The organism is Pseudomonas sp. R1-15, assembly GCF_051132085.1.
Taxonomy (GTDB): domain Bacteria; phylum Pseudomonadota; class Gammaproteobacteria; order Pseudomonadales; family Pseudomonadaceae; genus Aquipseudomonas.
This window is the reverse complement of the sequence record NZ_CP071660.1, coordinates 2,286,807-2,298,556: the sequence shown is the minus strand read 5'-3', so window position 1 is coordinate 2,298,556 and position 11,750 is coordinate 2,286,807. Positions and strand designations below refer to the sequence as shown.

The 11,750-nt window shown below is 62.9% G+C and carries 11 protein-coding genes; 9 read left to right on the top strand and 2 right to left on the bottom strand.

Annotated features, from left to right (window positions below):
- Window positions 1-45: 45 nt before the first annotated feature.
- Complete coding sequence (gene ppnN, locus J3P97_RS10525; protein WP_305495382.1) at window positions 46-1,419, top strand: nucleotide 5'-monophosphate nucleosidase PpnN; 1,374 nt, start codon at window positions 46-48, stop codon at window positions 1,417-1,419.
- Between the two features lie 134 nt (window positions 1,420-1,553).
- Here the strand turns inward: ppnN and J3P97_RS10520 are convergent, their stop codons facing one another.
- Together J3P97_RS10520 and J3P97_RS10515 are read right to left on the bottom strand one after the other, a co-directional pair.
- Window positions 1,554-2,219: an HAD family hydrolase gene (locus tag J3P97_RS10520; protein WP_434674092.1), complete on the bottom strand. Its 666-nt coding sequence runs from the start codon at window positions 2,217-2,219 to the stop codon at window positions 1,554-1,556.
- A gap of 168 nt (window positions 2,220-2,387) precedes the next feature.
- Window positions 2,388-3,734 (bottom strand): MATE family efflux transporter, encoded by a 1,347-nt coding sequence (locus J3P97_RS10515; protein ID WP_434568917.1) that lies wholly within the window; start codon window positions 3,732-3,734, stop codon window positions 2,388-2,390.
- A 269-nt stretch (window positions 3,735-4,003) separates the two neighbouring features.
- Between J3P97_RS10515 and J3P97_RS10510 the strand changes: the two genes are divergently transcribed.
- The 8 genes from J3P97_RS10510 to cheD are packed head-to-tail and all read left to right on the top strand — an operon-like array spanning window position 4,004 to window position 11,748.
- Window positions 4,004-5,335 carry a methyl-accepting chemotaxis protein gene (locus J3P97_RS10510; RefSeq protein ID WP_434674091.1) on the top strand — a complete coding sequence of 444 codons (1,332 nt, stop codon included), beginning with the start codon at window positions 4,004-4,006 and terminating at the stop codon, window positions 5,333-5,335.
- A gap of 11 nt (window positions 5,336-5,346) precedes the next feature.
- Window positions 5,347-5,715, top strand: coding sequence for a response regulator (locus J3P97_RS10505; protein WP_042730627.1), 369 nt, complete (start codon window positions 5,347-5,349; stop codon window positions 5,713-5,715).
- A gap of 15 nt (window positions 5,716-5,730) precedes the next feature.
- Entirely contained in the window at window positions 5,731-6,015 is a 285-nt protein-coding gene (locus J3P97_RS10500) for an STAS domain-containing protein (RefSeq protein WP_305495393.1), read from the top strand.
- Window positions 6,016-6,054: 39 nt separating this feature from the next.
- Window positions 6,055-8,154 (top strand): chemotaxis protein CheA, encoded by a 2,100-nt coding sequence (locus J3P97_RS10495; RefSeq protein ID WP_434603914.1) that lies wholly within the window; start codon window positions 6,055-6,057, stop codon window positions 8,152-8,154.
- Window positions 8,155-8,186: 32 nt separating this feature from the next.
- Window positions 8,187-9,845, top strand: coding sequence for a methyl-accepting chemotaxis protein (locus J3P97_RS10490; RefSeq protein WP_434568919.1), 1,659 nt, complete (start codon window positions 8,187-8,189; stop codon window positions 9,843-9,845).
- 39 nt (window positions 9,846-9,884) lie between these two features.
- Entirely contained in the window at window positions 9,885-10,421 is a 537-nt protein-coding gene (locus J3P97_RS10485; RefSeq protein WP_305495396.1) for a chemotaxis protein CheW, read from the top strand.
- Entirely contained in the window at window positions 10,418-11,254 is an 837-nt protein-coding gene (locus tag J3P97_RS10480; RefSeq protein WP_434652663.1) for a CheR family methyltransferase, read from the top strand. Before J3P97_RS10485 ends, J3P97_RS10480 begins: the two co-directional genes overlap by 4 nt.
- Window positions 11,251-11,748: a chemoreceptor glutamine deamidase CheD gene (cheD, locus tag J3P97_RS10475; RefSeq protein WP_434674090.1), complete on the top strand. Its 498-nt coding sequence runs from the start codon at window positions 11,251-11,253 to the stop codon at window positions 11,746-11,748. The genes J3P97_RS10480 and cheD overlap by 4 nt, the downstream gene beginning before the upstream one ends.
- The last annotated feature ends 2 nt before the right edge of the window (window positions 11,749-11,750 follow it).

Below are 11,750 nucleotides of genomic sequence, written 5' to 3'. Positions count from 1 at the left end.
AGATGCCGCCGTCGTGCGCGCGGCATCGTTTTCAAGGAAAGCTGAATGACTCAAAGACATGTAATCAACGCCTCGGTAAGCCCCAAGGGCAGCCTGGAGACCTTGTCCCAGCGCGAAGTCCAGCAACTGAGCGAAGCCGGTTCCGGCAGCATCTACGATCTTTTCCGCCAGTGCGCCCTGGCTATCCTCAACACCGGCGCCCATGTCGACAATGCCAAGACCATCCTCGAAGCCTACAAGGATTTCGAGATCCGCATTCACCAGCAGGACCGGGGCGTGCGCCTGGAGCTGCTGAACGCGCCGGCCGATGCGTTCGTCGACGGCGAGATGATCGCCAGCACCCGGGAAATGCTCTTCAGCGCCCTGCGCGACATCGTCTACACCGAGAACGAACTGGACAGCCAGCGCATCGACCTGAGTTCGTCCCAGGGCATCAGTGACTACGTCTTCCACCTGCTGCGCAACGCCCGCACCCTGCGTCCCGGCGTGGAACCGAAAATCGTCGTGTGCTGGGGCGGTCATTCGATCAACACCGAAGAATACAAATACACCAAGAAAGTCGGCCATGAACTCGGCTTGCGCAGCCTGGACATCTGCACCGGCTGCGGCCCCGGCGTGATGAAAGGCCCGATGAAAGGCGCGACCATTGCCCACGCCAAGCAGCGTATCCATGGCGGGCGTTACCTGGGCCTGACGGAGCCGGGCATCATCGCCGCCGAGGCGCCGAACCCGATCGTCAACGAGCTGGTAATCCTGCCGGACATCGAGAAGCGCCTGGAAGCCTTCGTGCGCGTCGGCCACGGCATCATCATCTTCCCGGGCGGCGCCGGTACGGCGGAAGAGTTCCTCTACCTGCTGGGGATCCTCATGCACCCGGCCAACCAGGACCTACCCTTCCCGGTCGTGCTCACCGGACCGAAAAGCGCCGCGCCGTACCTGGACCAGTTGCACGCGTTTGTCGGCGCGACCCTGGGCGAAGCCGCGCAGAAGCACTACCAGATCATCATCGACGATCCGGCCGAAGTGGCGCGGCAGATGACCCAAGGCCTGAAAGAAGTGAAGCAGTTCCGCCGCGAGCGCAACGACGCGTTCCACTTCAACTGGCTGCTGAAGATCGACGAAGGTTTCCAGCGCCCGTTCGACCCGACCCACGCCAACATGGCCAGCCTCGGCCTGAGCCGCGACCTGCCGCCCCACGAACTGGCCGCCAACCTGCGCCGGGCGTTTTCGGGAATCGTCGCCGGTAACGTCAAGGACAAGGGCATCCGTCTGATCGAGGAGCACGGCCCGTACGAGATCCACGGCGACTCCGCCATCATGGAACCGCTTGATCGGCTGCTGCAGGCCTTCGTCGCCCAGCACCGGATGAAACTGCCGGGCGGCGCGGCGTATGTGCCGTGCTATCGCGTGGTGACCTGACCTGATCGAATCACCGCAGATCCAATGTGGGAGCGAGCTTGCTCGCGATGGCGGTGGTCCATCCAGCATCAGTGCTGGCTGAACGAACGCTATCGTCGGATCGCCGCCCGGAGCAAGCTCGCTCCCACAGGGGTTTAGCGGTGGTTTGGAAGGTGTATTAATCCGCCCTCCACCGTGGCGCTCAGCCCACGGTAATCCTCGATCTGCGAGTGCAACGTCACCACCGGATGCGTGTGCGTGGCCGTCACCACCATCACGTCCGCGCCCGCCGCCTCGCCGGCCTTGATCCCGGCTTCGGCATCCTCGAACACCAGGCATTCCTGCGGTTTCACCTGCAAGCGCTGCGCCGCGAGTAGATAGCAATCGGGGTTTGGCTTGCCGGCGCTCACGTCTTCAGCAGTCACCATCACCGCCGGACGCACAATCCCGGCTGCTTCCATGCGGCGCAAAGCCAAGGCCATGGGCGCCGAGGTGACGATTGCCCATTGCGTCGGCGGCAGGCTTTTGAGAAAGGCCAGCGCACCGGGCACCTCGACCACTCCCTCCACGTCCTCGATTTCTTCGACGGTGAGCTGCGCGGCCTCGGCCTGGGCATCCACGCCCGGCAGGTTCTGGCGGGCGACGGTGTCGACAGCGCGCACGCCATGGATGGTCGGCAGGAATTTCGCCACGTCCAGGCCATGGCGCATGGCCCAGCGTGTCCAGATCCGCTCGGTGGCGGCGACAGAGTTGAGCAGCGTGCCGTCCATGTCGAAGAGGAAGGCGCGGTAGGCGACGGAGCTGGGGAGACTGACAGGCATCGGATCCTCAATGATGAAGGGTGGATAACGGCCACTGTAACATCGTCGTGCCCCGAACCTGTGGGAGCGAGCTTGCTCGCGATGGCGGTGGATCAGCCTGCATCGATGCTGAATGTGCCGACGCTATCGCGAGCAAGCTCGCTCCCACAGGGGCTTAGTGGCGGGCGATTACACCAACCGCTCGATCCGCTGATGCTGCCAGACCCGTTTGTAATACACCGCCTGCAAGATCAGCATGCTCAGGTAAGCCACCGGAAACGCCATCCACACCCCTTGCAGGCCGAAGTGCGCGTCCAGCAGGTAGGCCGCCGGCACTTGCACGCCGATGATGCAGAAGATCGAGATGGCCACCGGCACCAGCACCGTGCCGCTGGCGCGCATGATGCCGCCGATGATGGCCTGGAAGCCGAACACCAGCAGGCTCCAGAGCATGATGTGCAGCAGGTGCTCGGCCTGGACCCGCGCCGCCGGGTCGGTGATGAACAGCCCCAGCAGCCAGTGGGACAACAGATACCCCAGCAGCACCAGGCCACCGGTCAGCCAGACGTTGATCAACAGCCCCGTGCGCAGGATCGGCCCGAGACGTTCCAGGTGTCCGGCGCCGATGGCCTGGGCGCCGAGGATCGAGGCGGTGATGGCGATCGACAGCGCCGGAAATTGCACGTAATTGACGATCTGCGTCACCGCCCCGTAGGCGGCCGTGGCCTGGGAGCCGTGGTGATTGACCAACGCCAGGACGACCAGCTCCGACAACGAAATCACCACCATCTGCAACCCTGTCGGCAAGCCGATGCGCAGCACCTTGGCGAGAATATCCCGGTCCAGGCGCATCGCGGCGAACAGCGCGCGGTCCGGCGCCAAGGCATGCGCCCGCCGGTTGAGGCGCCACGCCAGCATGGCCATGGCCGATGCGGTGCCCACCAATCCCGCCCACGCCGCGCTCTGGATACCCATCTGTGGCAATCCCAGCCAGCCGCGGATCAGCACCGGCGTCAGCAGCATCCCGACGCTGGTGGATACCAGCAACGCCAGCAGCGGCGAGACGGTATCACTCACACCGCGCAGCAGCTGGGTGAAGAGCACGAACACCAGTAGCATCGGCAGGATCCACATCATCACCCGCGCGTAAGAAATGGCATCTTCGAGCACATCGTCGGGCGTGCCGAGCCCTTGCAGGGCCTCGCGAGCAAAGACGCTGCCCAACACCGCGGCCACCAACCCGATGATCGCCCCCAACAGCAACGTCGAGCCGGCGATCGCCTTCACCGTTCCGGTCTCGCCGGCGCCATAGGCCTGCCCGATCAACACGCCCGCCCCCGCGCCCAGTCCAATCACCAGGGCGATGAAGAAAAACACGATGGGGAACATTCCCGACACCGCCGCCAAAGCCTGGGTGCCGAGCATCTGGCCGATGTAGATGCTGTTGAGCGTACCGGACATCGACTGGAGGAAATTGGACAGGACCATGGGGGCCAGGAACAGCAGGTAGGTTTTCCAGAGCGGCTGGGCAGGCATGGGGGCTCGATGGCAGGTTCGAAATCAATGCCGGGTAATTTAGCTCAATCCTCTCGTTCTGTTGCAGAGATGTCGCCTTTGTGGCGAGGGAGCTTGCTCCCGCTGGACTGCGCAGCAGGCCCAAAATCCATAAGGCTGATTACTTCTGGCTAAACCCGATTAAAACGGGGCCGTTGCTCGGCCCAGCGGGAGCAAGCTCCCTCGCCACGGGTTATCCGCAGGGCAGGCCTCCTCGACAATTCATGGATTTCGTCTATCCTTAGATAGCAATGTGCCATTATTTTTGTCGAAACCGGACGACTGGTCCTCAAGACCGCGTCGGCTTTGCAGATAACCAGTCATCAGCAAATATCCTGTCAGCAACACTGTTCAAGGACCGAACCATGACGTCGTATTCCCACGACCACTCCCCCGCCAAAACCCAACCACGCATTCTCTGGCACGCCTTGATCGTGGCCATCGCCGCAAGCGTTGGCGTGCTGGCACTTAACGGTGCGAGCACACAGAACATCGGTTTGAGCATCGTGCTGGTGGTTCTTGGCGTGGCCGTCGGCATCTGGGGCGCGCGTTCACAACGTCTTCAACTCGACGAGGCGACGGCCGCGGCCATCACCCGCCACGAGTTGCAAGCCGCCGGTCATGTTTCCCATAAAGCCACCGCGCAGCTCAACGAAGTGATCCTCGGCGCGATGCCGATCTGGGCCAAGCAAGTTGAAAGTTCACGCCAGCAGACTGAAACCGCAATCGTCTCGCTGACCAGCCGCTTCACCGGCATCTCTTCGCGCCTCGAAGAGACCGTGCAAGCCTCGCAACAGGCCGCCGGCGAGTTGGCCGGCAGCGGCGGTGGCGGTGCCGTCCAGGTACTGGCGCAGAGCGAAGGTGAACTGGTCAAGGTCATCGACTCGCTGAAAACCACCCAGGCCAGCCGTGATGAAACCCTGACCCAGGTCCGCAACCTGACCGCCTACACCGGCGAACTGCGGACCATGGCCGCCGATGTCGCGGCGATTGCCGCCCAGACCAACCTGCTGGCCCTGAACGCCGCCATCGAGGCCGCCCGGGCGGGCGAAGCCGGGCGCGGTTTTGCGGTGGTGGCCGATGCGGTGCGCGCACTGTCGAGCAAATCCAGCGAGACCGGCCAACAGATGTCGGCCAAGGTCGACGTCATCAATACCGCCATCACCCAACTGGTCCAGGCCGCCTCCAGCGGCGCCGACCAGGACAGCCAGTCCGTGGCCGTGTCCGAAGGCAGCATTCAGCGCGTGCTGGAACGCTTCAAAAGCGTCACTGAGCGTCTCGCCGATTCGGCCGACATGCTGCAACGGGAAAGCTTCGGCATTCGCGACGAGCTCACCGAAGTGCTGGTCAATCTCCAATTCCAGGATCGGGTCAGCCAGATCCTCAGCCACGTGCGCGACAACATCGAGGACCTGCATGTGCATATGCAGCAGGCCAGCCAGTCGCCGGACCACGCTGCCTCCATCGACGCCCGCCAATGGCTGGCGCGCATGGAAACCACCTACGCCACCGACGAGCAACGCCGCAATCATCATGGCGACTCGGCCGCGCAACAGACTTCACAGGAAATAACCTTCTTTTAGGAGAGCCGTTCATGGCTAAAAGTGTATTGGTTGTCGACGACTCCGCGAGCGTTCGGCAGGTAGTCGGCATCGCGTTGAAAAGTGCCGGCTACGACGTGATCGAAGCCAGCGATGGCAAGGACGCATTGGGCAAGCTCACCGGGCAGAAAGTGCACCTGATCATCAGCGACGTGAACATGCCGAACATGGACGGCATCACCTTCGTCAAGGAGGTCAAGAAGCTCGCCAGCTACAAGTTCACGCCGATCATCATGCTCACCACCGAATCCCAGGAATCGAAGAAGCAGGAAGGCCAGGCCGCAGGCGCCAAGGCCTGGGTGGTCAAGCCGTTCCAACCGGCGCAGATGCTGGCGGCGGTATCCAAGCTGATTCTTCCTTGATGGCCGGAGGCTTCGATGCCGTTGCTGTACGAAACAGAAGATGACACCGCGCAGGTGCAGATCGACGGCGAGCTGACGATCTACACCGCCGCCGACCTGGCCGCACAATTGCTGCCACGGCTGGGGGCCACGCCGAACATGGCACTGGACCTGTCGCAGATCACCGAGATGGACGGCGCCGGCCTGCAACTGCTGCTGATGATTCAGCGCGAAGCACCCAAGGCCGGGACCCAACTGACGGTGACCGGCCAGAGCAAAGCCGTTACGGAGACACTCGCCCTGTGCAACCTCGTTGCCTAGAGGCCCTGCGACACGTCGGACACGACAAAGGATATGAGCGTGAGCATCAATCTCGATCAGGCACAACAAACGTTTATCGTCGAGGCACGAGAGCAGCTGCAGGCGATGGAAGAATCGCTGCTGCAGCTGGAAAACGACCCCGCCGACGATGACGCCATTGGCGCAATTTTCCGCGCGGCCCACACCATCAAGGGCTCGGCCGGGCTGTTCGGCCTGGAGCCGATCGTCAGCTTCACCCACATCGTCGAAGACGTGCTCGACCGCTTGCGTGAAGGCAGCGTCGCGGTGGACCCGGGCCTGATCGCGGTGCTGCTCAAGTCCGGCGATCACATGCTCGAACTGATCGACGTGGTCGCCAACCAGGGCTCGACGTTGCAGCCCCCTGCCCTGGCTCGGGAAATGGAGTTGTGCCAGATCCTCCAGGAATACCAGGCGCCCCCGACCGCGCCCGAAACCACTACCGCAGAGGCAACTGAAACGAGCGAGTCAACCGACGCGCGCCTCTGGCACATCAGCCTGCGCTTTGGCCAGGAAGTGTTCCGCAATGGCATGGACCCGCTGTCGTTCCTGCGCTATCTGCAGACCCTCGGTGAGATCGTCGAGATCACCACGCTGACCGAAGCGATGCCGGCTATCGAAGCCTGGGATGCCGAATCCTGCTACCTGGGTTTTGATATCGGGTTTCGCTCCGCCGCCGGTCATGCCGCGATCAACGAAGTCTTCGATTTTGTTCGCGAAGATTGCGTGATCGAGATCGTTGCCGCGCCAGAGGCAGAGTCCCAGGCGAGCACCGATTTGGTCACCACCGCCCAGACAGCCAGCGAAGAAAGCACCGCCATGGTCACCACCGGCGAGCTGTTGCCAGACCAGCGCAAGACCCCGCGCATGCCGGCCCAGGTCGCGCCCGACAAACAGGCCGTGGCCAGCGACGGCAAAAGCAGGGACGGCACGTACGTCCGGGTCAACGCCGACAAACTCGACGAACTGATCAACCTGGTCGGCGAGCTGGTGATCGCCAGTGCCGGCGCCAGCCTGCTGGCCCGCACGTGCCAGAACGACCCGTTGCAGGAAGCCACCTCATCGGTGTCCGGGCTGGTGGAAGAGATTCTCGACGGCGCCCTGCGCCTGCGGATGATCCCCATCGGCGAAACCTTCAACCGCTTTCGCCGGGTGGTGCGCGACGTCAGCCAGGAACTGGGCAAGGACATCGACCTGATCATCAGCGGCGCGGAAACCGAGCTGGACAAGACCGTCGTGGAAAAGATCGGCGACCCGCTCATGCACCTGCTGCGCAACGCCATGGACCACGGCATCGAAACCGCCGAGGCGCGGATGGCCGCCGGCAAACCGGCCAAGGGTCACCTGCACCTCAACGCCTACCACGACTCGGGCAGCATCGTGCTGGAAATCGCCGACGATGGCGCCGGCCTGAACCGCGACCGCATCCTGGAAAAAGCCCACGAGCGCGGCCTGATCGCCGCCGGCGCGAACCTGAGCGACCAGGAAATCTACAACCTGATTTTCGAACCCGGCTTCTCCACCGCCCAGGCCGTCACCAACCTGTCCGGGCGCGGTGTGGGCATGGACGTGGTCAAGCGCAACATCACACTGCTGCGCGGCACCGTCGACCTCGACAGCCAACCGGGCAAGGGCACCGTGGTGCGCATCCGCCTGCCGCTGACGCTGGCGATCATCAATGGCTTCCTCGTCGGCATCGGCCAGTCCACCTATGTGATTCCGTTGGACATGGTCCAGGAATGCATCGAACTGAGTGAAGACGATGGCGTCGCCAGTCGCGAACAGGGCTACCTCGACCTGCGCGGCGAAGTGCTGCCGCTGGTGTACCTGCGCGATCACTTCCATCACGAAGGCCCGGCCTCGCGCCGGCAGAACGTGGTGGTGGTGCGCTACGCCGAACTCAAGGCCGGGCTGGTGGTGGATGACCTGCTGGGTGAATTCCAGACCGTGATCAAACCCTTGGGCAAGCTGTTCGGCGCACTGCGCGGCATCAGCGGCTCGACCATTCTGGGCAGCGGTGCGGTGGCGTTGATTCTCGACGTACCTGCCCTGCTCACCCAGATCGCACAAACAGAAAACCGCTACAACCCGACCCCATTACAACAAGCCAACGCTCGCTGACGCTTCAACACTCCATGGAGAGGTATTCCCCAATGAAATGGTTCTACGACCTTAGAATCGCCACCAAACTGATCACCTCGTTCCTCGTGGTGTTGGCGCTGACCGCCGTCATGGGCGTGTTTTCGATCCACCAGCTGGGCCAGGTGAACGGCACCACCACCGAGATCCGCGAGAACTGGATGCCGTCCATGCGCGCCGCCTCGGGCATGCGCTTCTACGCAGCGAGCTTTCGCCTCAAGGAAAACCGTCATATTTCCGCCGACTCCGAGCAAGAACGCGTAACGCTGGAGCAGGAAGCCGACGAAGCGAAAAAGGCCTTCGAAACCCGTCTCGGCACCTATGAAAAACTGCTCTCCACCGCCGAAGACCGTCAACTGTTCGAAACCACCCGCAACGACTGGGCCGCTTACCTGGTGGTCAGCAAGGACCTGTTCGCGCTGTCCCGGCAGAACCAGACCGAGCAAGCCATGGCGCTGCTCAAAGGCGAGTCCAAACGCCAGTTCGACCTGGTGACAAGCGACCTGCAAAAACTCGTGGAACTGAACGACGTCGGTGCCGGCGCCGCCAGCGAACACGGCACCCAGCTGTACGAGAATGCACGCCTGTCGATCATCGCCGTGCTGGCTGCCGCCCTGCTGGTGGGCCTGGGTCTGGCGCTGTTCATTTCGCGGATCATTTCCCGTCCGCTGAAGCAGGCCGCCGCCGTCGCCGAACAACTGGCCGAAGGTAACCTGAACGCGAAAATCGAAGCCGGCTCCAAGGACGAAACCGGCATGGTGCTCAATGCCATGCAGAATATGGTTGGCAAGCTCTCGCACATCATCGGTGAAGTGCGCAACGCGGCGGACAACCTCGCCAGCGCCTCCGAAGAAGTCAGCGCCACCGCGCAATCGATGAGCCAGGCCACCAGCGAACAGGCGGCCAGCGTCGAGGAAACCAGCGCCTCCATCGAGCAGATGAGCGCCAGCATCAACCAGAACACCGAGAACGCCAAGGTTACCGACGGCATGGCCAGCAAGGCCGCCAAGGAAGCCACCGACGGCGGCGAATCGGTGCAGCAGACCGTGGTGGCGATGAAAAAAATCGCCCAGCGCATCAGCATCATCGACGACATCGCCTACCAGACCAACCTGCTGGCGCTCAACGCCGCCATCGAAGCGGCCCGCGCCGGCGAACACGGCAAAGGCTTCGCGGTGGTCGCCGCCGAAGTGCGCAAACTGGCTGAGCGCAGCCAGGTTGCCGCCCAGGAAATCGGCGAACTGTCGTCCAGCAGCGTCGACATGGCGGAGAAGGCCGGGAACCTGCTCAACGAAATGGTCCCGTCCATCAACAAGACTTCGGATCTGGTGCAGGAAATCAGTGCTGCCTCCGAAGAACAGGCCGCCGGCGTGGCGCAGATCAACACCGCCATGACCCAGCTCAACCAGGTGACCCAGCAGAACGCCTCCAGCAGCGAAGAACTGGCCGCCACCGCCGAAGAGATGAGCAGCCAGGCCGAACAGCTGCAACAGGCCATGAGCTTCTTCACCCTGGACACGCCAGCCAAGTCCGCCATGCAGAGCGCCAGGGTCGATAACACCCCGGGGCCGTCCAGCCGCAAACCGGCACGGGCACCGGCACCGGTGATGCCCAAGGCATTTGCCTACAACATGGCCAGCGCGCCGGACGAATCGGAATTCACCCGGTTCTGATGGCCCGGTTCCACAGGCTTGCCTAAAGGAGAAAAAGCTATGGGCGCCATCGCGACCACACGTCAGACCGTCAGCGCGGTCGAGGAAGAAGCGCAGTACCTGACGTTCATGCTCGGCACGGAGATGTTCGCCATCGGCATCCTGTGCATCAAGGAAATCATCGAGTACGGCAACCTGACCGTCGTGCCGATGATGCCGGCCTTCGTGCGCGGGGTGATCAACCTGCGGGGTGCGGTCGTGCCGGTGGTGGACCTGTCGGCCCGTTTCGGCCGGCCAAATTCCGCCATCAGCCGGCGCAGCTGCGTGGTCATCATCGAGGCCGCCAGCGCTGATGGTCAGGCCCAGGATATCGGCCTGCTGGTGGACACGGTGTCGGCGGTGCTGGAGATCCCGGCCTCGCAGATCGAACCACCGCCGAGTTTCGGCGCGAAGATCCGCGCCGACTTCATCAGCGGCATGGCCAAGGTCGATGGCAAGTTTGTCATCGTGCTGGAGGTCGACCGGGTGCTGTCCATCGACGAGATGTCCGAGCTCGCCCAGGCCAGCCCCGCTGCGTTGGAAGCGCCAGCCTCATGAGCACAGACACTTGCAAGGAACGCACAGTGAATTCAATGGCCCTCAGCGACCGGGAGTTCAGCCAGTTTCAAACCTGGCTGTACCAGGCCGCCGGCATCAACCTGTCGCCAGCCAAGAAAGCCCTGGTGGCCGGGCGGCTGTTCAAGCGCCTCAAGCACTATGAGCTGGACAGTTATGGCGAATATTTCAAACTGATCATGAGCGGCCAGCGCAGCGACGAATTGCAGGTGGCGCTGGACCTGCTCACGACCAACGAAACCTATTTTTTCCGCGAGCCCAAGCACTTCGACTTTCTTCGCGACCATGTGCTGCCCCACGCGACGCCGGGCAAGACCTTCCGCCTGTGGAGCGCGGCCAGTTCCTCCGGCGAGGAGCCCTATAGCCTCGCCATGACCCTGGCCGAAAGCCTGGGCACCACGCCATGGGAAGTCATCGGTTCGGACATCAGCACCCAGGTGCTGGCCAAGGCCCGTTCCGGGCATTACCCGATGGAGCGCGCGCGCAACCTGCCCCATCCGTTGCTGGTGAAATATTGCCTCAAGGGCACAGGCAGCCAGCAAGGCACGATGCTCATCGATCGGGCACTGCGCAACCGCGTCAACTTCATCCAGGTCAACCTCAACGACACCCTGCCGGAGCTGGGGGAGTTCGACGTAATCTTTCTGCGCAACGTGATGATCTATTTCGACCAGCCCACCAAAAGCAAAGTGGTTGCGCGGCTGATCCCTCGGCTCAAATCCGGCGGCTATTTCATCGTCAGCCATTCGGAGAGCCTCAATGGCGTGTCCGATGCGCTGAAGTTGGTCGCCCCTTCGATTTATCGCAAGCCATGAGCGCCGCGATGAAGCAGGTAGCGGAGGTCTACCTCGGGCCGGGAGAGTTTCGCTTTGCGACCTGCCCGACCCGGCTGCGGACGATCCTCGGCTCCTGCGTGGCAATCACGCTCTGGCACCCGCAACGCAAGATCGGCGGCATGTGTCACTTCATGTTGCCCAGCCGGGTGCGTTGCTCCACCGCGCTGAACGGGATGTACGCCGATGAAGCCATCGAGCTGTTCGTCCGACAGGCCCGGGCCCATCGCACCGAGCCTGAGGAATACCAGCTCAAGCTGTTCGGCGGCGGCGAGATGTTTCCCGAACTGCAACGCCATGTGGCATTCGGCGACGTGGCGCGGTCCAACGTCAACGCGGCGCTGGAGATGGCCGCGCTCTATCGCCTGGACCTGATCGCCCAGGACATGGGCAGCACCGGCCACCGCAGCATCATTTTCGACCTTTGCACGGGCGACGTCTGGGTCAGGCACCAACCGATAAGGACCCTGCACTAACC